Below are 21,602 nucleotides of genomic sequence, written 5' to 3' on the forward strand. Positions count from 1 at the left end.
GGGCCGGGCCCCGGCCCGACGGGATCCGGTCGCCCGCCGTACGCATTCGCGCCCCCGGCCGCCCGCACCCCTGGCGGCCCCGCCCCCGCCGACCGAGACTCGGCACATGGACTGCATGGGCAGCACGGCGAGCGGCACGGGCAGCGGTGACGCCACGGTTCCGGTCAAGGGCGGCGAGCTGTGGGCGCACGACTCGGGCGACCCGAGCGGCGCGGACGGCGGCGCAGGCTTGCCGCTGGTCCTGCTGCACCCCGGTGTCGGCGACTCCCGTATCTGGGACGGCATCCTGGACCGCCTCACCGGACGGCACCGCGTGATCCGCTACGACGCCCGGGGATACGGCAGGTCACCGGCGCCGACCGCCGCGTTCTCCCTGGTCGAGGACCTGACCGCGGTCCTCGACCACTTCGGGGTGGCCCGCGCCGTCCTCGCCGGGTCGAGCATGGGCGGGGCCACAGCCGTCAGCCTCGCGCTGTGCGAGCCCGCCCGCGCGGCCGGCCTCGTCCTGGTGGTGCCGGGCGTCACCGGCGCCGACGACCTCGTCCCCGTGGAGTTCATGGCCGAGATGGGCCGGCTCGCCGAGGCGGGGGACAGGGAGGGGCTCGTGGCCCTGCTGCGCCGTACCTCGGGCGCGGCGGTCACCGGACCCGACCCGGAGGTCGAGGCGCACCTCAGGGCGGTGATCCCGGCGTGGTTCGCCAACTACCCCCACAACGTGCCCGACCCGCCCGCCTACGACCGCCTCGGCGAGCTCGACGTGCCGTGCGTCCTCGCCCTCGGCGAGCTCGACCAGCCCGAGGTGGTCCGCGTGAACGAGACGATGGCGCGGCGCATCCCCGGCTGCCGTCTGGTGCGCCTCGCGCACAGCGACCACTTCCCGACCGTACGGGAGCCGGACGCGGTCGCCGACATCATCCTGGAGGCGTGCGCCGGGGCGCGGTGACCTCCCTCGACGGCGCTGGCCCCGGCGGTCCCATACTGGAACGCGCAAGCCCCGCGCGCCGCCGAGGAGCACGTCGCATGAACCACACCACCCACCGCGACCACCGTGCCGATCGTGCCGAGGACCGCGATCCCGCCCCACCCCCGCCCGGCGGCATCCTCTGGAGCATCGCGGGCGACATCCGCGCCCTCCTGATGCTGCCGCCCGCGCTCACCCTGCAGGTGGCCCACCCGGCGGTCGGCGCGGGCGTCGACGACTACTCGGTCTTCCGTACCGACCCGTGGGGACGGGGCGAACGCTCGGTGCGTTCCCTCCTGACATGGGTGTACGGCGGGGACGAGGCCGCCGCCGAGGGCCGCAGGCTGCGCGCGCTGCACCGCACCATCCAGGGCACGGACGCCCACGGCCGCCGCTACCACGCGCTGACGCCCGCGAACTACGCCTGGGTCCACACCACCGGCTTCCCCGTCTACCGGCATGCGCAGCAGTACCTGGGCCGCCCCTTCACCGAGGCGCAGGAACGGCAGCTGTACGCGGAGTGGCTCCAGGTCGGGCGCCTTCTGGGCATCCACGACCGGGACATGCCGCAGACGGTCGAGGAGTTCTGGCCGCACTACCGCAAGGTCCTCGCCGAGGAGATCGAGCTGACGGCGGTCGCCGCGGAGCTCACCGCCGCCGACAGCCCCGTACCGCCGCCGGACCGCGGCCCGCTCCTGGTGCGCGTCCCGCTGCGCCTCCTGTGGCCGCTGCTGCTGCCACCGCTGGCCCGCTTCCGCCGGTTCGTCACCATCGGTCTGATGCCGCCGGAGGCCCGTACGGCGATCGGCCTGCCCTGGACGGCCGCGCAGGAGCGCAGGCTCCGCCGCTTCGGCCGGGTGGTCCGCACGGTGGTGCCGCTGCTGCCGGAGCGGCTGCGCTACCTGCCGCAGGCGCGCCGTGCGCGGGCGCGGCACCGCGCCGCCGGGCGCTGAGCCCGTACGGCGCGGCACCACCGGACGTCAGGACGCCGACGGTCCTCAGTGGCCGCGGCTGTGGCCGTGACCGTGCTCGTGCACCCCGTTCGTCGCGGCGATCTGCTTCCACGACTTCGGCTTGGCCGGCGCGGCGGCCGACCGGGCGATCCCGGCGTCCCGCACGGCCGGAGCCGCCGGACGCGACGGCTGGTAGAGCCAGGTGTCGAAGAGCTCCGCGAGCGGCTTGCCCGACACCTTCTCGGCGAACTTCACGAAGTCGTTCACCTTGGCGTTGCCGTACGCGTGCTGCTGCGGCCACTTCTTCAGGATCGAGAAGAACGTCTTGTCCCCGACCTCGTTGCGCAGCGCCTGCAGGGCGATGGCGCCCCGGTCGTAGACCGCGCCGTGGAACTGGTTGTCCGGACCCGGGTCACCCGGCTTGACCTGCCAGAACGGGTCGTCGGCCGGGTGCTGGGCGTACACGTAGTCCGCCAGCTCCTGCGCGGTGCCCTCGCCCTCCTTCTCCGACCACAGCCACTGGCTGTAGCGGGCGAAGCCCTCGTTGACCCAGATGTCCTTCCAGCCGTCGACGGAGACGCTGTCGCCGTACCACTGGTGGGCCAGTTCGTGGACGACGATGGACGCGTTGGAGCCGTTCGCGAACGCGGAGGGGCTGTAGAAGGGCCGCGTCTGGGTCTCCAGGGCGTAGCTGCTCTTGACGTTCGGGACGTAGCCGCCGAGCGCGTTGAACGGATACTTGCCGAAGACCGTCTCCAGCCACTCGGCGACCTCGGTGGTCCGCTCGATGCTGGCCCGCGCGGCGCCCGCGTTGTCGCCGAGGTCCTTGCTGTAGGCGTTGAGGACCGGCAGGCCGCTCTCGGTCCTGTCGGTCGTGATGTCGAACTTGCCGACGGCGAGCGTGGCGAGATAGCTCGCCTGCGGCTTGTTGGAGCGCCAGTTGTAACGCGTCCAGCCCAGCTTCGAACTCTGCGACTGGAGCACGCCGTTGGAGATCGCCTGGGTGCCGTCCGGTACCGAGACCGACACGTCGTACGTGGCCTTGTCCAGCGGGTGGTCGTTGGAGGGGAACCACCACACGGCGGACTCCGGCTCCTGAGCCGCGACGCCGCCGTCCGGCGTCCGGTGCCAGGCCGTGTAGCCGTTTATCTTCAGCTCGGACGGCTTGCCGGCGTAGCGCACGACGACCGTGACGGGCGTGCCCTTGGGCAGCCCGGCCGGCGGCGTGATCTCCAGCTCCTGGTCGCCGGTCTTCGCGAACTTCGCCTTCTTGCCGTTGACCCGCACCTCGGACACCTTGAGGCCGAAGTCGAGGTTGAAGCGTGAGAGGTCCTGTGTGGCGCGGGCGTTGATCGTCGCCGTGCCCTCCAGGAGGTCGGTCGCGGGCTGGTACTTCAGCCTCAGGTCGTAGTGCGAGACGTCGTAGCCGCCGTTGCCGCTGGCCGGGTAGTAGGGGTCGCCGATGCCCGGCGCCCCGGGGGTGAAGTCCGCGGCCGACGCCGGGATCGCCAGCAGAAGAGAGGCCGCGAGCGCGCCCGGGGCGATGAGTCTGCGGTGCACGTCAAGCTCCAAGTTGTAGGGGCTCAAGATCGGTTCGTCTTGTCGACGACCCTATTCAGCCTCTCCCGCACACGTCATGTCCATGGCCCCAGACGTCACACGATCGCCATTCGGCCGACATGTGCCTCAATGTCCCACGCTCCTGACGCGGTGGCGTACGGCCCTCTGTCGCACGGCAGTTCACCGGTGTACCTTCCGCGCCATGCCGATACGTGCGCGACGCACCCGCCTCCTGTGGAGAACGCTTCTCGCGGCGGCCCTGGCCGCCCTGATCGCCACCCTCATGTCCCCGGGCGCAGCGCAGGGGGCCGCACCGGCCCCGCGCACGCCGGACCACGCCGCCCACCCCCGGGGTGAGAGCAGGCCCGTCTACTCGTACGACGACGCGATACGCGAATCCGTCTGGGTCGACACCAGGATCGACGGCGACGCGGACGGCAGGACCGACCGGGTCGCCGTCGACATCGTCCGGCCCCGCGAACTCGACCGCACGGGCCGCCGGATACCCGTGATCATGGACGCCAGCCCGTACTACTCCTGCTGCGGGCGCGGCAACGAGAGCCAGAAGAAGACGTACGACGCGGCCGGGAAGCCCGTGCAGTTCCCGCTGTACTACGACAACTACTTCGTGCCCCGCGGCTACGGCTACGTCGCCGTGGACCTCGCGGGCACCAACCGCTCCGACGGGTGCGTCGACGTCGGCGGCCGCTCCGACGTGCAGTCCGCCAAGGCGGTCGTCGACTGGCTGAACGGCCGCGCCCGCGGCTACACCAGCCGCACCGGAGGCGAACGCGCGAAGGCCGGCTGGTCCAACGGCGCCACCGGGATGATCGGCAAGAGCTACGACGGGACCATCGCGCAGGGCGTCTCGGCCACCGGCGTCCGCGGCCTCAAGACCATCGTTCCGATCGGCGCGATCTCCTCCTGGTACGACTACTACTTCGCCAAGGGCGCCCCGCTCTACGACAGCGGCCCCGAATGGCTGTCGGACGGCGTGGAGAGCCCCGAGGCCCGCGCCCGCTGCGGCGCCGTGCAGCAGCGCCTGATCGACGGGGCGCCGCGCACCGGCGACTGGACCCGCCTGTGGAGCGAGCGCGACCACGTGCCGGACGCCGGCAAGGTGCGCGCGAGCGTCTTCGTCGTGCACGGCATGCAGGACCTCAACGTCCGCACCAAGCACTTCGGCCAGTGGTGGGACGCCCTCGCCGAGCACGGCGTCCAGCGGAAGATCTGGCTCAGCCAGGCGGGCCACGTCGACCCGTTCGACCTGCGCAGGGCCGACTGGGTGCGCACGCTGCACCGCTGGTTCGACCACGAACTCCTCGGCTACGACAACGGCATCGACCGCGAGCCGATGGCCGACATCGAGCGCTCCCCGAACCACTGGACCACCGACCGCGTCTGGCCCCCGCGCGGCACGCGCACCGTTGAACTCCACCCCGCCAAGGGCACCGCACCCGGCGTCGGCACCCTCGGCACGCGGCCCGGCAAGGGCACCGAGACCTTCACCGACGACCCGGGGCTGAGCGAGACGGAGTGGGCCGCGCGGATCGACACATCGACACCGGCCAAGGCGGGCTTCGTCAGCCGGCCCCTCGCCCGTGACCTGCGCCTGTCCGGATCCTCCACGGTGACCGTCACCGCGACCCCGACGACCCGCACCGCCCACCTCTCCGCGGTCCTCGTCGACGTCGGCCCCGACACGATCCGCGACTACGCGGCCGCCGGCGAGGGCATCACCACGCTCCCCGAACGCACCTGCTGGGGCGCGAGCACCACCGGCGACAGCTCCTGTTTCAAGGAGACGCGCGCCAGGACCGCCGACGTCGACTACACCGTCTTCAGCCGCGGTTGGGCCGACCTCGGCAACTGGGCCGACGCCGGACACGGCCGCCCGCTCACCCCGGGCAGGCCGCACACCATCACCCTCGACCTCGCCGCGAGCGACCACGTCGTCCCCCGGGGCCACCGCCTCGCCCTGATCATCGCGGGCACCGACAAGAACCTCATCGAACCGCCCGCCGACCGCCCCACGCTCACCCTCGACCTGGCCCGCACCTCGGCGAAGCTGCCGCTGGCCGGCGGATCCGGTGCCTTCACCACCTCCGCGCCCGGCACGCACCGAGCCGCCCGGCTCGACGGCGTGGCCCCGCCCCGTCCGCTCGACCCCCGTCCCGGAGGCAGCACTTCATGACACCCCGCAGCCGCACCCTGGCCCTCGCCTGCGCCACCGTCGCGCTGGCCGCGCCGCTCCTGACGGCGCCCGCGCAGGCGACGTCGACCCCGCCCCGTACCGGATTCGAGGAGAGCGACGGGGCGCGCTGGACCAGCGGGCCCGAGGAGCAGGAACTGCTCGCCGCCGTGGACCGGGCCGCCAAGAGGGTCTCCGTCACCCGCATCGGAACGACCGAGCAGAACCGGCCCCTCCAACTCGTCCGGATCGGCGACCGCCCCGCCAGGAACACCGTGTTGCTGATCTGCAGTCAGCACGGCGACGAGCCGTCGGGCCGCGAGGCCTGTCTGTCCACCATCCGCGACCTGGCGTACGCCAAGGACAAGAAGACCCGGCGCTTCCTCTCCCGCACCACGCTCCTCGTCGTACCCACCGCCAACCCGGACGGCCGCGCCGCCGACACCCGCGGCAACTCCGACGGCGTCGACATCAACCGCGACCACCTCGCCCTGAAGACCGCGGAGGCCCGCGCCATGGCCGCCGTGATCCGCGACCGTGAGCCCGACGTCATCTACGACCTGCACGAGTACGGGGCCACCCCCAAGTACTACGACAAGGACCTCTTCGACCTCTGGCCGCGCAACCTCAACACCGACGAGGCCGTGCACGAGGAGGCCAGGACCCTGTCGCAGGACTATGTGCGGCCGGCCGCCGGGCACGACGGCTACTCCACGGGCACCTACGGCATCTGGACCGACCCGGTCACCGGCGACCCGGTCAAGCAGACCGCGGGCGACGGCCAGGAGCGCATCCTGCGCAACATGTCCGGCATCAAGCACGCCGCGGGACTGCTGATCGAGAGCCGCGTCGACCCTTCCCCAAGCTCTCAACTGCGTTCGAGCAGGGGAGGCCCCAATACCGACGCGGAGAAAGAGGACGAGGCGCTGAACAACCGGCGCCGCGTGGCGTCCCAACGCTCTGCGCTCGGCGGGCTGGTCGCCTTCACGGACGAACGCCGCGGCCGGCTGGAGGCGGCCACCGACGCGGCCCGCGTCGAGGGGCTCCGCGACCGGGGCCCGGTCTACGTCGGGGGCGCCGACAACGACCCCGCCGAACCCGCCGAGATCATCCAGGACCCGCCCTGCGGCTACCGTCTGGACGCCGCCCAGTACCGCGACATCAAGGACGAACTGGCCCTGCACGGCGTCACCGTGAAGCGGTCGCCGTCCTCGGGCGCGTACGTCCCGCTGCGGCAGTCCGCGCGGGCGCTCGTCCCGCTCCTGCTCGACGAACGCGCGCCGTATCACTTGGTCACAGCTCGACCCGACATGGTCTGTTGAGGAGGAGAGATGTGCGTCACATGTGGTAGGGGGTAGCGAAGAACGAAGTCTCGGCCCAATCGACCCCTCGAAAGGTGTCACTTGTGACGCAGGATCAGCACAAAGCGGACGACGGGGGAGGGTCGCCGGACAATATGGCACCCGCCCACGGCGGTCGCTCCGCACAGACGGACCGGGTGGTGTTCGGCGTCACCGCCGTGCTCACCCTGGCGTTCGTGGTCTGGGGCGCGGTGTCGACGGACTCGCTCCAGGACATCTCCACGGACATGCTCAACGGCCTGATGCACAACGGCGGTTGGTTCTTCATGCTGACGGCCACCGGGTTCGTGGTCTTCGCGCTCTGGCTGGCGGTCAGCCGGTACGGGAAGATCACGCTCGGCCGGGAGGGCGAGGAGCCGGAGTTCCGTACCGTCTCCTGGGTCGCCATGATGTTCAGCGCCGGCATGGGCATCGGCCTGATGTTCTACGGAGTGAGCGAGCCGCTGGCCCACTTCACCTCGCCGCCGCCGGGCACCGACCCGGCCGACGCGCCCGCGGCGATGGAGACCGCGATGGCCACCACCCTCTTCCACTGGACGCTCCACCCGTGGGCGATCTACGCGGTCGTGGGCCTCGCCATCGCGTACAGCACCTTCCGGCGCAACCGGCGGCAGACCATCAGCGCCGTCTTCGAGCCGCTCATCGGCGCGAAGCACGCACACGGCACCTGGGGCCGGGTCATCGACATCCTGGCCATCTTCGCCACGCTCTTCGGCTCGGCCGCCTCCCTCGGCCTCGGCGCCCTGCAGATCGGCAGCGGCATCGAGGTGCTCGACTGGATGGAGAACGCGGGCACCGGGCTGCTCGTCGTCATCATCGCCGTGCTGACCCTGGCGTTCGTGGCGTCCGCCATCTCCGGTGTGGAGAAGGGCGTGCAGTGGCTGTCGAACATCAACATGGTGCTCGCGGCCCTGCTCGTGGTGTTCGTCTTCGTCGCGGGGCCGACCGTCATCATCCTCGACATGGTCCCGACGTCGCTCGGCGCCTACCTCGACGACCTGCCCCAGCTGATCGGCCGGACCGAGGCGTCCAGCGGCAAGGGCGTCGCCGACTGGCTGAGCAGCTGGACTGTCTTCTACTGGGCCTGGTGGATCTCCTGGACGCCCTTCGTCGGCATGTTCATCGCGCGGATCAGCCGCGGCCGTACGATCCGTCAGTTCGTCGGCGGCGTCATCCTGGTGCCGAGCACGGTCAGCCTGATCTGGTTCGCCGTGTTCGGCGGCAGCGCGATGACCGTCGCCGAACGGGGCGGCCTCAAGGGGGACACGACCCAGGAGGCGCAGCTCTTCGGCCTGCTCCACGAGTACCCGATCGCCACGGTCACCAGCCTGCTCGTGATGATCCTCGTCGGCATCTTCTTCGTCTCCGGTGCCGACGCCGCGTCCATCGTGATGGGCACGCTCTCCCAGAAGGGCGCCCTCGAACCGGGCCGGTTCGTCGTGGTCTTCTGGGGCATCGTGACCGGCGCCGTCGGCGCGGTCATGCTGCTGATCGGCGACGGCTCGGACGACGCGCTCACCGGTCTGCGCAACCTCACGATCCTGGTGGCCGCCCCGTTCACCATCGTGATGATCGGCATGTGCGTCGCCCTGATGCGGGACCTGCGCCACGACCCGCTGATCGTGCGCGGCGAGCACGGCACGGAAGCCGTCGAGAAGGCCGTGATCGCCGGCCACGAGCAGTACGACGGTGAGTTCGAGATCCGTATCGGCCCCGCCCAGGACGACGAGGACGACGCCCGGGAGTCGGGCAGCACCGCGGTCGACAAGAGCTGACCGCCCGTCTCAGGAGGCGGCGCCGACCAGACGCGCCGCCTCCCGGGCGCAGCCCCAGGCGACCGTGACCCCCGCGCCGCCGTGCCCGTAGTTGTGCACCAGGACCCGGCCCCGCGCGGTCCTCTCCCGCTCCAGGCGCACCCGGTGCCGGGCCGGCCGCAGCCCCACCCGGTGCCCGAGCACCCGGGCCCACGCGATCTCCGGCCGCACGGCAGCGCACCGCGCGACGATCGCCTCGGCCGCCGCGAGGTCCGGCTCCGTGGACCAGTCGCCCTCGTCGGCGGTGCCGCCGAGCAGCAGCCCGCCCGGCTGGGGAAAGAAGTACGTGGTCGCCCGCGCCACCGGATCGGCCGCCGTGAACCATGTCCCGATCCCCGGGTTCTCCACGAGGACGAGCTGGCCCCGCACCGGGTGCACCGCCTCGTCCGGCACCAGCCGGCGCGCCCCGAGGCCCGAGCAGTTGACCACGGCAGGCGCCTCGGCCAGCGGCTCCGCGAGCCGCGCCACCTTGCGCTCCTCCACGGTGCCGCCCGCCGCCCGCAACCGCTCCCGCAGCCAGGCGAGATGGACCGGCATGTCGATCAGCGGCAGCCGCGCCCACAGCCCCCGCCCCGCGTACTCCTCGCGCCGGGCGGCCCGCAGCCCCGCCACCCGCGCGGCCCAGGGCCCCAGTTCGTCCAGCCCGGTCTCCGCGTGTACGCCCTCGACCATGCGTACGCCGCCGAGCCCGCCGAGGCCCGCCAGCTCCTCGTACACGGCCAGGGAGCTCACCGCCCACTCGCCCGCCCGCTCCACCGGCTCGATGCGGTAGGGCCACCACAGCGCGCCGGCAACGGCCGAGGTGGTCCGCTCGGCGGGCTCCTCGCTCCACACCCGCACGGGGCGCCCGAGCTCCGCGAGCACCACGGCGGTGGTGAGTCCGACCACCCCACTGCCCACCACGATCACAGCGTCATCGCTCATCCCAGGACGGTAGCGAAATGTGCCGTGCCGTGCTCACATCACATGACAGATGGGGATACTCACAGCATGTCTGCCGAGTACGCGACCTTCGGTCTGGCACCGGCCATCCGCGCCGGTGGAGTTCTCGCCAACGGTGACTACCAAGTGCACCGTGATTTCGTCGACTTCATCGTCAACGGCCGGCCCCTGCTCTTCCAGCTCTCCGACCTCGACGCGGTGTCGCCGCTGGCCGCCGACATCCCGCCGGCCATCTTCACGGCGCATGTGCGCCGGCTGCTCCTGGAGGCGCACGCGCCGCTGGGCGACGGGCGGTACGTCATATACGGCTGTCCCGAGTGCGAGGGCCTGGAGTGCGGCGCGGTCACGGCCGTGATCGAGAAGAGCACCGACGGCCGGGACGACTTCGTCTGGCGCGACTTCGCCTGGCAGACGGCCGAACCCGCCGATCTGACGCTCAACGGCTACCACGGCATAGGGCCGTTCCGCTTCCGCGGCGACGAATACCGCGCGGCACTGGGCCAGTTGCTCGCCGACGGCGAGTCGCAGGCGCGGCGCCGGGTCCTGCTGATCGGCGCCAGGGTGGCGCTGCTCGCCAAGCTGGCGGCGGCGCTGCGCACCATCGGCATCGGCGCCGAGATCGCCGGGGACGTGATGGGCGTCGCCCCGGAGGAGCTGCGCACGTACGGCGCGGTCGCCTTCGGCCGCGCCGTCCCCGAGGAGACCCGCCGGTCCGTCCGCGCAGCCTTCGACCGGGCGGAGGTCCCGGTCTCCTACGTCGACGGCCTCGCCCCGATCGTCCCGCTCCTGGTCGCCCAGATAGAGGGCGCCCTGGACCACGCTCCGCGGGAGCGGCGCCGGCTCACCCGGCTCGCGGCCGGCTCGGAGGCGGAGCTGGAGGTCACGTCGGCCTGCCGCGTCCGCGTGACGGCGTACCGCATGGACCGTCTCATGCGGACACACGCCCACGAGGTCCTCGACGAGGTGCTCGCACCCGGGGAGCACCGGGTGACCCTGCCGGCCAGGGCCACGAAGGGCGACGCGTACGTGGTGGCCAGGACCTCCACGAGCGTGCTGGTCGCACCGGTGTCGCGGTGACCCCGCGCGTTCCGGTGCGGTGGCGGCGCGGTCCGGGGCAGGATGGGGGGCAGGGCAAGGGCGCCCGCGTCCCCGAACCGGCCCGGCTCACCGCCCGACCCCGTGAGGAACCCCGCCATGACCACCGCGCACGCCTTCCCCCTGGAGCCCACCCCGATCCACGTGCCCGACGAGGTCCTCGACGACCTGCGCACCCGGCTGGCCCTGACCCGGCCGCCCGTGGACGAGGGCAACGAGGACTGGTCCTACGGCGTACCGGCGAGCTACCTGAGCGAGCTGGTCGCCCACTGGCGTGACGCCTACGACTGGCGCAAGGCCGAGGCCGCCCTCAACGCCCACGAGCACTACCGGGTCGGCGTCGCAGGGGTCCCGGTGCACTTCCTGCGCGAGCCCGGCCGCGGCCCGCGCCCGATCCCGCTGATCCTCACCCACGGCTGGCCGTGGACGTTCTGGCACTGGTCGAAGGTGATCGGCCCGCTCGCCGACCCGGCCGCGCACGGCGGCGACCCGGCCGACGCGTTCGACGTCATCGTGCCGTCGCTGCCCGGCTTCGGCTTCCCCGGCCCGCTCACCGGCTTCCCGGACGTCAACTTCTGGAAGGTCTCCGACCTCTGGCACACCCTGATGACCGAGACCCTCGGACACGAGAAGTACGCCGCAGGGGGCTGCGACATCGGCGGGATCGTCACCAGCCAGCTGGGCCACAAGTACGCCGACGAGCTGTACGGCATCCACATCGGCTCCGGCCTGCCCCTGGACTTCTTCACCGGCCCCCGCGCCTGGGACTTCGCCCGCAACCGGCCCCTCACCGACGACCAGCCCGCCGACGTCCGCGCCCGCATCGTCGAGCTGGACCGCCGCTCGGCCTCGCACCTCACCGTGCACATGCTCGACGGCGCCACGCTGGCCCACGGCCTGAGCGACTCGCCCGCCGGACTGCTCGCCTGGCTCCTGGAGCGCTGGCACGCCTGGAGCGACGACGGCGGCGACGTCGAGTCGGTCTTCACCAAGGACGACCTGCTCACCCACGCCACCATCTACTGGGTGAACAACTCCATCGCCACGTCGATGCGGTACTACGCCAACGCCAACCGCTACCCCTGGACCCCCTCCCACGACCGCACCCCCGTCGTGCAGGCCCCGACCGGCCTCACCCTCGTCACGTACGAGAACCCGCCCGGGATCCACACCGCCGAGGAGCGCGTCCGGGCGTTCCGGAACGGCCCGCAGACCGAGTGGTTCCACCACGTCAACGTCACCGCCCATGAGCACGGCGGTCACTTCATCCCGTGGGAGAACCCCGACGCCTGGGTGAGCGACCTGCGCCGCACCTTCCGGGGCCGCAGGCCCTGACCGCCCGTCCTACAATCACCCCCTGATGACCGCAACCCTCGTCGCCAAAGAACTCGCCGCCGGCCACGGCGACCGCACCCTCTTCTCCGGGCTTGAGCTGGTCGTCGCCCCCGGCGACGTCATCGGCCTGGTCGGGGCCAACGGAGCGGGCAAGTCCACCCTCCTCAGGCTGCTCGCGGGCCTGGACAGCCCCGAGGAGGGTGAGCTCAGGCTCTCGCCGCCCACCGCCTCCGTCGGCCACCTGCCCCAGGAGCCGGACCGCCGCCCCGGCGAGTCGATCCGCGCCTTCCTGGCCCGCCGCACCGGCGTCACCGAGGCCCAGCGCGTCATGGACGAGGCCACCCAGGCCCTCGTCGACGGCGCCCCCGGCGCGGACGACGCCTACGCCACCAGCCTGGAGCGCTGGCTGGCCCTCGGCGGCGCGGACCTCGACGAGCGCGCCGAGGAGGTCGCCGCCTCCCTCGGCCTCGCCGTGAGCCTGGACCAGCCGATGACCTCGCTCTCCGGCGGGCAGGCGGCCCGCGCGGGCCTCGCCTCCCTGCTCCTCTCCCGGTACGACGTGTTCCTCCTGGACGAGCCGACCAACGACCTCGACCTCGCGGGCCTGGAACGCCTGGAGAGCTTCGTACGGGGCCTGCGCGCCGGCACGGTCGTCGTCAGCCACGACCGGGAGTTCCTCGCCCGCACCGTCACCAAGGTCCTCGAACTCGACCTCGCGCAGCAGGAGATCAACCTCTACGGCGGCGGCTACGACGCGTACCTGGAGGAGCGGGAGACCGCCCGCCGGCACGCCCGGGACGAGTACGAGGAGTACGCCGACAAGCGGTCCGCGCTCCAGGGCCGGGCCCAGATGCAGCGCTCCTGGATGGAGAAGGGGGTCAAGAACGCCCGCCGCAAGGCCACCGACAGCGACAAGCTCGGCCGCAAGTTCCGCAGCGAGGCCAGCGAGAAGCAGGCCGCCAAGGCCCGCCAGACGCAGCGCATGCTGGAGCGCCTCGACGTCGTCGAGGAACCCCGCAAGGAGTGGGAGCTGCGCATGGAGATCGCGGCGGCCCCGCGCTCCGGCACGGTCGTCGCGAGCCTGCGCGACGCCGAGGTGCGCCGGGGCGGCTTCACGCTCGGCCCGGTCACGCTGCAGATCGACTGGGCGGACCGGGTGGCGATCACCGGGGCGAACGGCTCGGGCAAGTCGACGCTGCTCGGCGCCCTCCTGGGGCGCATCCCGCCGGACGCGGGCCACGCGGCCCTCGGCTCGGGCGTCCTGGTCGGCGAGGTCGACCAGGCCCGCGCGCTGTTCCACGGCGAGGAGTCGCTGCTCGACGCGTTCTGCGCGGCCGTCCCGGACACCGAGCCGGCCGAAGTGCGCACGCTGCTCGCCAAGTTCGGCCTCAAGGCCGACCACGTGCTGCGCTCGGCGGCCACGCTCTCGCCGGGCGAGCGCACGCGCGCGGCCCTCGCGCTGCTCCAGGGCCGCGGCGTCAACCTCCTCGTCCTCGACGAGCCGACGAACCACCTCGACCTGCCCGCCATCGAGCAGCTGGAGTCGGCCCTGGAGTCCTACGAGGGCACGCTGCTGCTGGTCACGCACGACCGCAGGATGCTCGACGCGGTCAGCGTGACGCGCCGGTTGGAGGTGGCGGAGGGCAAGGTGACCGAGCTGTCACCCTGACCCCCGCCGGTGCCTCCGGGCGTCAGCGGCGCTTGGGGTCCACCAGGCCCGCCCGGCGCAGCGCGTCGGCCATCGCGTCGTTGGCGGGCGGCGGACCCTGCCGCTGCGGCTTCTGGCCGCGCCGGGCGCCCCGCCCGCCGTCGCGCGAGCCCTGCCCCTGCTGCTGGCGCTGGCCCTGCCGCTGCTGCGGCGGACGGCTCCCGCCCCGCTTCGGCTGCTCCCCGCCGGCGTCACCCGCCCCGGCTTCCGCCTCGTCGTCCAGGCGCAGCGTCAGCGAGATCCGCTTGCGCGGGATGTCGACGTCCATGACCTTCACCTTGACGATGTCGCCGGGCTTGACGACGTCCCGCGGGTCCTTGACGAAGGTCTTCGACATGGCGGACACGTGCACCAGGCCGTCCTGGTGCACGCCGACGTCGACGAAGGCGCCGAACGCGGCGACGTTGGTGACCACGCCCTCCAGGACCATCCCCGAGGCCAGGTCGGAGAGCTTCTCGACGCCCTCCTTGAAGGTCGCCGTCTTGAAGGCCGGACGCGGGTCGCGCCCGGGCTTCTCCAGTTCCTTGAGGATGTCCGTGACGGTCGGCAGACCGAACACCTCGTCCACGAACTCGTCCGGCCTGAGCGAGCGCAGCGCCCCGGTATTGCCGATCAGCGAACCGACCTCGCCACCGGCCGACTTCACCATCTTGCGCACCACCGGATATGCCTCCGGGTGCACGCTGGACGCGTCCAGCGGGTCGTCGCCGCCGCGGATGCGGAGGAAGCCCGCGCACTGCTCGTACGCCTTGGGACCGAGCCGGGCCACGTCCTTGAGACCCTTGCGGCTCTTGAAGGGGCCGTTGGCGTCGCGGTGCGCCACGATGTTCTCCGCGAGGCCCGCGCCGATGCCGGATACCCGGGCGAGGAGCGGGGCGGACGCGGTGTTCACGTCCACGCCGACGCCGTTCACACAGTCCTCGACGACCGCGTCCAGCGAGCGCGAGAGCTTCACCTCCGACAGGTCGTGCTGGTACTGGCCGACGCCGATCGACTTCGGGTCGATCTTCACCAGCTCGGCCAGCGGATCCTGCAGACGCCGGGCGATGGAGACCGCGCCGCGGATCGAGACGTCGAGGTCCGGCAGCTCCTGCGAGGCGAAGGCCGACGCCGAGTACACGGAGGCGCCCGCCTCGGAGACCATCACCTTGGTGAGGTTCAACTCCGGGTGCCTGGTGATGAGTTCGCCCGCGAGCTTGTCGGTCTCGCGGGACGCGGTGCCGTTGCCGACGGCGATCAGGTCGACCTGGTGCTCCTCGGCGAGCTTCGCCAGCGTGGCCAGGGACTGGTCCCACTTGTTCGCCGGGACGTGCGGGTGGATCGTGTCGGTCGCGACGACCTTGCCGGTGGCGTCGACGACGGCGACCTTCACGCCCGTACGGAACCCGGGGTCGAGGCCCAGCGTGGCGCGCGTGCCCGCGGGCGCCGCGAGCAGCAGGTCGCGGAGGTTCGACGCGAAGACCCGCACCGCCTCGTCCTCGGCGGCGGTCCGCAGCCGCAGCCGCAGATCGATCCCGAGGTGCACGAGGATCCGGGTGCGCCAGGACCAACGCACCGTGTCCTGAAGCCACTTGTCGCCCGGCCTGCCCTGGTCGACGACGCCGAACCGCTGGGCGACGATCCCCTCGTACGTGGACGGGGTGCCCGGCGTGGCGGGCGGCTCCTCCGGCTCCAGGACCAGGTCGAGGACCTCTTCCTTCTCGCCGCGCAGCATGGCGAGGACGCGGTGCGAGGGGAGTTCGGCGAACGGCTCGGCGAAGTCGAAGTAGTCGGCGAACTTGGCGCCCGCCTCCTCCTTGCCCTCGCGGACCTTCGCGGCGAGCCGGCCGCGCACCCACATGCGCTCGCGCAACTCGCCGATCAGGTCGGCGTCCTCCGAGAACCGCTCGGCGAGGATCGCCCGGGCCCCGTCGAGCGCGGCCTGGGCGTCGGCGACGCCCTTGTCGGCGTCCACGAACGCGGCGGCGGCCGCCTGCGGTTCCACGCCGGGGTCGCTCAGCAGCCCGTCGGCCAGCGGCTCCAGGCCCGCCTCACGGGCGATCTGCGCCTTCGTGCGCCGCTTCGGCTTGTGGGGCAGGTAGATGTCCTCGAGCCGCGCCTTGGTGTCCGCCTCGCGGATCCGCGCCTCCAGCTCGTCCGTGAGCTTGCCCTGCTCACGCACCGAGTCCAGGATCGCGGCGCGCCGGTCCTCCAGCTCGCGCAGATAGCGCAGCCGCTCCTCGAGCGTGCGCAGCTGCGTGTCGTCGAGCATCTCGGTCGCTTCCTTGCGGTAGCGCGCGATGAAGGGCACCGTGGACCCGCCGTCGAGCAGGTCGACGGCGGCCTTCACCTGCCGCTCCCGTACGCCGAGCTCCTCGGCGATCCTGCTCTCGATGGACGCAGGGGTGGACGTCTTCAAAGCTGCCACGTTCCGGTACCGCCTTCTCGCTGAGGTTGCCGGGCAATTGTGGCAGGTGGCGCCGACAGAGGGTGATCAGACCCGTCGGCCGCGCCCCATCCGTCCCGACCGTCGGCCCGCGCCCCGGCCGCCCCTCCCGCCCCGCCCGGCGGAACGGGAGGCTCCGCCGAACAGGCTCGCCACGGCACGGAACGGCAGGGTCACGACGGTGGCGATGGCGCCCCCGATCCGGCGCAGAACGTCCGCTATCGCACGGAACATGGCTTTCCCCTCTCGTCTCCCGGCGGGGCCGGGGTGGCCGGGGTGGCGGCCAGGAGACGACCGGGTACCGCGCAGCGGCGCGACCATGCCGGGAAAAGGGGTCACCGTTGCCGGGCTGGTTCGCCGGTGAGGGCTCAGCCCTTGCCGAGCAGGTTGGCCGGGAACGCCCCGGCCTGCAGCGCGGTGCCGATGAAGAGGGTGCCGAGCTCCGTGAGCCGTTCGACGCCCTCGGCGCCCAGGTGCTCGTACGGCGCGCGGTCGAGGCGGTCCGTCTCCTCCTCGATGTCCCGGCGCAGCGCCACGCCCGCCTCGGTCAACTCGCCCTCGCCGTCGAGGAGTCCGCGCCCGCGCAGCCGCTCGCCCGCGCCGTTCCACTCCTCCTGGTTCCAGCCGCGGGTGGCGAAGACCCACTTGGGCGTCATGCCCTTGCCGGTGGCGGTGTGGCTCACCAGGGCCTCGACGCCGTCGAGTCCGGCGTCGAGCAGCACGGCCACGTGTCCGTCGCCCCGGTGCTCGCGGAGCAGGGTCGCCGCGTGCCAGTAGGCGAGGTGCGGGGCGTCGGGGACGGGCAGGTCGGCGTGGGCGGCGTACAGCGGGCGGGCGCCGCGATCGCAGGCCTCGGTGGCGCGCAGCGCGAGCGCGGCGGCCTCCGCCATCTCGGGCGAGGCGATGAGCTCCTCGCCGAGGAGCCGTCGCAGCGTCGTGTCGACGGCGCGCAGCCGGGCCGCGCCCGCCTGCTCGGGCGTGGCCGAGCGCCACACCGCGGGCACGTGCGCGGCGACGAACTCGTACTTGTAGTTGTAGAAGGTGGCCGTCACGGTCCCGGGGCCGACGGGGCCCATCGCCGCCGCGCGCAGCGCGAAGTTGACCGCCGCGGGGTGGGTGATCCCGTACTCCTTCAGCTCCTGGGCGGAGTCGGGCGAGAAGTAGTGCGTGGAGTGCAGGGAGTTGAGCACGTTGTGACAGCGGCGGCCGGCGCGCGGGGGCAGGGCGGGGCCGGCGGGGGAGGTCGTCGAAGAGGTCATGGGGGCACGGTACCTACTGGTTGGTATGTCGTCCGTGGGGAGTCCCACAGAAGGGCGAGCCGAGCGGGACCGGAAGGGGGCCGCACGCCGGCGCGGATGGCAGGAAAGGAGGGGTCCTTGTCATTGCGGCCATCGCCGCGGGCGCCAAGAATCGAGGCATGGAGCAGCGAACCGTCCTGGTCGTCCTCTTCGACGACGTCCAGAGCCTCGACGTCACGGGCCCCGTGGAGGTCTTCGCGGGCGTCGGACACTGCCTCGGCGACCCCGGGGGCGGCTACCGCGTCCGCACCGCCTCCCTGGACGGCGGCCCGGTCCGCACGTCCAGCGGCCTCACCCTGACCCCGGACTCGGCGCTCGCCGACGCCCCGGTGCCGCACATCCTGCTGGTCCCCGGGGGCAGGGGGACCCGGGGCGGCGATCCGGGGCTGGTGAACTGGCTGCGCGCGCACGGCCCGCGGGCGGAACGCCTCGTGTCGGTCTGCACCGGCGCCATCCGGCTCGCCGAGGCGGGCCTGCTGGAGGGGCGCCGCGCGACGACGCACTGGGCGTACTGCGCCAAGCTGGCCAGGGACCACCCGGGCATCGAGGTCGACCCGGATCCCATCTATGTGCGCGACGGCCCTGTGTCGACGTCCGCCGGGGTGACCGCGGGCATCGACCTGGCCCTGGCCCTCGTCGAGGAGGACTTCGGCCGCGAGGTGGCCCTCACCATCGCCCGTCACCTGGTGGTCTTCCTGCGCCGCCCGGGCAATCAGGCACAGTTCAGCGTCCAGCTCGCCGCGCAGACCGCGCGGCGCGAACCGCTGCGCGAGCTCCAGCGGTGGATCAGCGAACACCCGGCGGCGGACCTCGGCGTGGAGGCGCTGGCCGCGCGCGCCCGGCTCTCGCCCCGGCACTTCGCGCGCGCCTTCCAGGCGGACACCGGGCTCACTCCGGGCAAGTACGTCGAGCGCGTCCGCGTCGAACACGCCCGCCGCCTCCTGGAGGACACCGACGACGGCGTCGAACAGGTCTCGCGCGCCAGCGGCTACGGCACGCCGGAGGCCATGCGGCGCGCCTTCGTCAAGACGCTCGGCACGGCGCCGGCCGAGTACCGCCGTCGCTTCCATCCCGCACCGGCCGCACCGGCCATCCGTCACTCCCACCGATAGGGACACCATGCAGATCGCGATCGCCCTGTACGAGCGCTTCACCGTCCTGGACGCCATCGGCCCCTACCAGATGCTGAGCTCCCTGCCCGGCTACGAGACCGTCTTCGTGGCCGAGCAGGCGGGCCCGGTACGCGACGACAACGGCACGCTCGCTCTGGTCGCCGACACGTCCTTCGCCGAGGTGCGAAGCCCCGACATCGTGGTGGTGCCCGGCGGCCCGGGCCAGAGCGACCAGATGGAGAACCAGGAGCTCCTGGACTGGCTCCGCACGGTCGACGCCACATCCACCTGGACCACCTCGGTGTGCACGGGCTCGCTGGCCCTCGCCGCGGCCGGTCTCCTGAAGGGGCGCCGCGCCACCTCGCACTGGCTCGGCCTGCCCGAACTGGCCCGGCTCGGCGCCGAGGCGACGGGGGAGCGGGTCGTCTTCGACGGCAAGTACGTCACCGGGGCCGGCGTCTCCGCGGGCATCGACATGGGCCTCGCCCTGGCCGGCCGGATCGCGGGCGACGAGCACGCGCAGACCGTACAGCTGCTCACCGAATACGACCCGCAGCCGCCGTACGACGCGGGATCCCCCGAGAAGGCGCCCGCGCACCTCGTCGAGGCGTTCCGCGACGGCAGCCGCTTCGAGCAGTGGGCCCAGGAGCGGGCGGCCCGGTAGACGCGTCGGTCCACTCGCGCACACCAGCCGAGCTCAGTCGGTGGCCGCGCTCCATGTGAAGCGCGGCTGCCTGCGCTCCAGGAAGGCGGCGACGCCCTCGGCGGTGTCGCCGCTGCCGCCCGCCTGCTCCGTCCAGTACGCGTCCCGGTCCGTGCGCCCGGTCGCGAACTCCTTGGCCGCCGCCTGGGTCAGCTGGGAACGCGCGGCGAGGACCCGGGTGAACTCCGCGACCCGCTTCTCCAGGCCCCCGGACGGCAGCACCTCGTCCACCAGACCGGTGCGCAGCGCCCGCTCCGCTTCGATCAACTCGCCGGAGAACAGCAGGTATTTGGCGGTCGCGGGACCCACGAGGGACACGAGCCGCCGGGTGGACGAGGCCGGATAGACGATGCCCAGCTTCGCCGGGGTGACGCCGAACAGCGAACCCTCGTCCGCGAACCGCAGGTCGCACGCGCCCGCGAGCTGGGCACCCCCGCCCACGCAGTACCCGCGCACCATCGCGAGCGTCGGCTTGGGACAGGCGGCGAGGGCTTCCTCGGCCCGCACCGCGAGCTCCTGCGCCGTGCCCGCGGACTCGCGCAGCGTGGAGATGTCCGCCCCCGCGCAGAAGGTGTCGCCCGCGCCGGTCAGGACGACCGCGCGCACCGCGGGATCGGCGGCGAGCGCACCGAACAGCGGCGGCACCTGACGCCACATGGCGGCGGTCATGGCGTTGCGCTTGGCCGGATGGTCGATGACGACGGTGGCGACGCCGTCCGTGACGGCATGCCTCAGCTGCGGCTCCATGCGCCGGATGCTATCCGGTCCCCTCGAACGTACGATCAAGGAGGAGTGGAGGACGAAAGGCGCATACAGGGCAAGCGGATGGAGACGCTGATGCTCGGACGCAGAGACGCCGGAACCGACAAGGGCACCACGACCGCCGGGACCGCCAGAACCGACCGAGCCGCCGGGACCGGCGGCTCCGGTGGTCAGGGCGCCCGGCTCAGCCGTAGTTTCGGCTGGCTCGCCGCCCTGGGCGTGATCCTGGCCCTGGCCGGGCTCGTCGGCCTCGTCTACACCGGCGTCGCCACGCTGACCTCGATGATCCTGTTCGGGTGGCTGCTGCTCGTCGGCGGCATCGTCGGCCTGCTGCACGCGGTCCAGTCCCGGGGCAGCAGCTTCTTCTGGCTCGGCGTGGTGGTCGCCGCGCTGAACCTCGCGGCCGGCGTCGTGATCATCCGCAAACCCGACGTCGCGGCGGAGGCGCTGACGATGTTCGCGGCCCTGCTTTTCCTCACCGGCGGGGTGTTCCGGCTGGTCGGCAGCCTGGTGGTACGGGGTCCGCAGTTCGCCCTGACGCTCCTGCAGGGCGCCTTCGGGCTGCTCATCGGCATCCTCGTCCTCGCCGACTGGCCGAGCAGCAGCAAGTACGTCATCGGGTGCTTCTTCTCGCTGGCCCTGCTCTTCGACGGCCTGGGCCTGATCGCGACGGGCATCGGCGGGCGCCGCATCGTGAGTCTCGTACAACCTGAACAGCACTTGAAGAAAGAACAACCGGGGCAGGAACAGTCGCACACCTGACGACGTCATACGGCACCGGTCAAATCCCGTCGATAGTCGCTGACTTCTGGTCAGTGGAGCGGTCCGGACCAGAGCAGTCCCAACACTCGATGTGTGGCGACAATCGAGCGCAAGGACGGCGACCGGACGATGGAGAACGGCGGGAGGGTTCCCGGCCCGCTCCCGAGCGGTGCCGGGCCGATGCCGTACGAGGGCGTATGGCGCTTCACCGCACCCGCCGTCGACGCCTCGGTCCCCCAGGCCCGGCACGCGGTGCGCGACCTGCTGGCCCGGCAGGGCGTACCCGCCCCGGACGATCTCGTACAGGGCCTGCTCCTGATCGTCTCCGAGCTGGTCACCAACGCGGTGCGCCACGCGGCCCTGCTCTCGCCGATGCTCGCCGTGGAGGTGGCCGTCGGCACCGAGTGGGTCCGGGTCTCCGTCGAGGACAACCACCCCTACCGCCCGACGGCGCTGGTGGCGGACCACGGCCAGACGGGCGGCAGGGGACTGCTTCTCGTACGGGAGATCACTCAGGAGGCGGGCGGCGCCTGCGACGTCGAGCACACCGCGAGCGGGGGCAAGGTCATCTGGGCGGCGCTGCCCCTCAAGCCCGGTGGCGCGCAGCGCGGCGGCTAGAC

The 21,602-nt window shown here is 72.5% G+C and carries 17 protein-coding genes and 1 pseudogene; 12 read left to right on the forward strand and 6 right to left on the reverse strand.

Annotated features, from left to right (window positions below):
* Positions 1–106 precede the first annotated feature (106 nt).
* A complete protein-coding gene (locus tag ACZ6B8_RS11850; RefSeq protein ID WP_471607120.1) occupies positions 107–943 on the forward strand; it encodes an alpha/beta fold hydrolase in 837 nt (278 codons plus the stop codon).
* Between the two features lie 77 nt (positions 944–1,020).
* Positions 1,021–1,914, forward strand: coding sequence for an oxygenase MpaB family protein (locus tag ACZ6B8_RS11855; protein WP_471072508.1), 894 nt, complete (start codon positions 1,021–1,023; stop codon positions 1,912–1,914).
* A gap of 45 nt (positions 1,915–1,959) precedes the next feature.
* Here ACZ6B8_RS11855 and ACZ6B8_RS11860 read toward each other — a convergent pair whose 3' ends face one another.
* Entirely contained in the window at positions 1,960–3,474 is a 1,515-nt protein-coding gene (locus ACZ6B8_RS11860; protein WP_471073533.1) for a M1 family metallopeptidase, read from the reverse strand.
* Between the two features lie 202 nt (positions 3,475–3,676).
* Between ACZ6B8_RS11860 and ACZ6B8_RS11865 the strand changes: the two genes are divergently transcribed.
* The 3 genes from ACZ6B8_RS11865 (at position 3,677) to ACZ6B8_RS11875 (ending at position 8,801) form a co-directional block, all read left to right on the forward strand.
* Positions 3,677–5,668, forward strand: coding sequence for a Xaa-Pro dipeptidyl-peptidase (locus ACZ6B8_RS11865; protein WP_471072506.1), 1,992 nt, complete (start codon positions 3,677–3,679; stop codon positions 5,666–5,668).
* Positions 5,665–6,987 carry a M14 family metallopeptidase gene (locus tag ACZ6B8_RS11870; RefSeq protein WP_471072504.1) on the forward strand — a complete coding sequence of 441 codons (1,323 nt, stop codon included), beginning with the start codon at positions 5,665–5,667 and terminating at the stop codon, positions 6,985–6,987. The genes ACZ6B8_RS11865 and ACZ6B8_RS11870 overlap by 4 nt, the downstream gene beginning before the upstream one ends.
* Before the next feature lie 134 nt (positions 6,988–7,121).
* A complete protein-coding gene (locus ACZ6B8_RS11875; protein ID WP_471072502.1) occupies positions 7,122–8,801 on the forward strand; it encodes a BCCT family transporter in 1,680 nt (559 codons plus the stop codon).
* Positions 8,802–8,810: 9 nt separating this feature from the next.
* On the opposite strand, the gene ACZ6B8_RS11880 is transcribed toward ACZ6B8_RS11875, so the two are convergent.
* Positions 8,811–9,764, reverse strand: coding sequence for an FAD-dependent oxidoreductase (locus ACZ6B8_RS11880; RefSeq protein ID WP_471072500.1), 954 nt, complete (start codon positions 9,762–9,764; stop codon positions 8,811–8,813).
* 66 nt (positions 9,765–9,830) lie between these two features.
* On the opposite strand from ACZ6B8_RS11880, the gene ACZ6B8_RS11885 reads away from it, so the two are divergent.
* The 3 genes from ACZ6B8_RS11885 (at position 9,831) to ACZ6B8_RS11895 (ending at position 13,881) form a co-directional block, all read left to right on the forward strand.
* Positions 9,831–10,859: an oxidoreductase gene (locus tag ACZ6B8_RS11885; RefSeq protein ID WP_471607121.1), complete on the forward strand. Its 1,029-nt coding sequence runs from the start codon at positions 9,831–9,833 to the stop codon at positions 10,857–10,859.
* 117 nt (positions 10,860–10,976) lie between these two features.
* Positions 10,977–12,212 (forward strand): epoxide hydrolase family protein, encoded by a 1,236-nt coding sequence (locus ACZ6B8_RS11890; RefSeq protein WP_471607122.1) that lies wholly within the window; start codon positions 10,977–10,979, stop codon positions 12,210–12,212.
* 25 nt (positions 12,213–12,237) lie between these two features.
* A complete protein-coding gene (locus ACZ6B8_RS11895; RefSeq protein WP_471072495.1) occupies positions 12,238–13,881 on the forward strand; it encodes an ABC-F family ATP-binding cassette domain-containing protein in 1,644 nt (547 codons plus the stop codon).
* A 22-nt stretch (positions 13,882–13,903) separates the two neighbouring features.
* On the opposite strand, the gene ACZ6B8_RS11900 is transcribed toward ACZ6B8_RS11895, so the two are convergent.
* The 3 genes and pseudogenes from ACZ6B8_RS11900 to ACZ6B8_RS11910 all read right to left on the reverse strand — a co-directional run bounded on the left by ACZ6B8_RS11900 (position 13,904) and on the right by ACZ6B8_RS11910 (position 17,604).
* On the reverse strand, positions 13,904–16,327 hold the full coding sequence (locus tag ACZ6B8_RS11900) for a Tex family protein (RefSeq protein ID WP_471607123.1): 2,424 nt from the start codon (positions 16,325–16,327) through the stop codon (positions 13,904–13,906).
* 123 nt (positions 16,328–16,450) lie between these two features.
* A pseudogene (locus ACZ6B8_RS11905) lies at positions 16,451–16,579 on the reverse strand (LPFR motif small protein); the annotation flags it as partial.
* Between the two features lie 134 nt (positions 16,580–16,713).
* Positions 16,714–17,604 (reverse strand): SCO6745 family protein, encoded by an 891-nt coding sequence (locus tag ACZ6B8_RS11910; protein WP_471072489.1) that lies wholly within the window; start codon positions 17,602–17,604, stop codon positions 16,714–16,716.
* Positions 17,605–17,762: 158 nt separating this feature from the next.
* Here ACZ6B8_RS11910 and ACZ6B8_RS11915 point away from each other — a divergent pair, with 158 nt between their 5' ends.
* Positions 17,763–18,755 (forward strand): GlxA family transcriptional regulator, encoded by a 993-nt coding sequence (locus ACZ6B8_RS11915; RefSeq protein ID WP_471072486.1) that lies wholly within the window; start codon positions 17,763–17,765, stop codon positions 18,753–18,755.
* A 7-nt stretch (positions 18,756–18,762) separates the two neighbouring features.
* A complete protein-coding gene (locus ACZ6B8_RS11920; protein WP_471072483.1) occupies positions 18,763–19,419 on the forward strand; it encodes a DJ-1/PfpI family protein in 657 nt (218 codons plus the stop codon).
* 33 nt (positions 19,420–19,452) lie between these two features.
* Here the strand turns inward: ACZ6B8_RS11920 and ACZ6B8_RS11925 are convergent, their stop codons facing one another.
* Positions 19,453–20,205: an enoyl-CoA hydratase/isomerase family protein gene (locus ACZ6B8_RS11925; protein WP_471072480.1), complete on the reverse strand. Its 753-nt coding sequence runs from the start codon at positions 20,203–20,205 to the stop codon at positions 19,453–19,455.
* Positions 20,206–20,295: 90 nt separating this feature from the next.
* Between ACZ6B8_RS11925 and ACZ6B8_RS11930 the strand changes: the two genes are divergently transcribed.
* Both ACZ6B8_RS11930 and ACZ6B8_RS11935 read left to right on the forward strand, forming a co-directional pair.
* Positions 20,296–20,982, forward strand: coding sequence for an HdeD family acid-resistance protein (locus tag ACZ6B8_RS11930; protein WP_471072477.1), 687 nt, complete (start codon positions 20,296–20,298; stop codon positions 20,980–20,982).
* A 129-nt stretch (positions 20,983–21,111) separates the two neighbouring features.
* Positions 21,112–21,600 (forward strand): ATP-binding protein, encoded by a 489-nt coding sequence (locus ACZ6B8_RS11935; protein ID WP_471607200.1) that lies wholly within the window; start codon positions 21,112–21,114, stop codon positions 21,598–21,600.
* Positions 21,601–21,602: the final 2 nt, after the last annotated feature.

It is taken from the genome of Streptomyces sp. NPDC041122 (genome assembly GCF_055592445.1).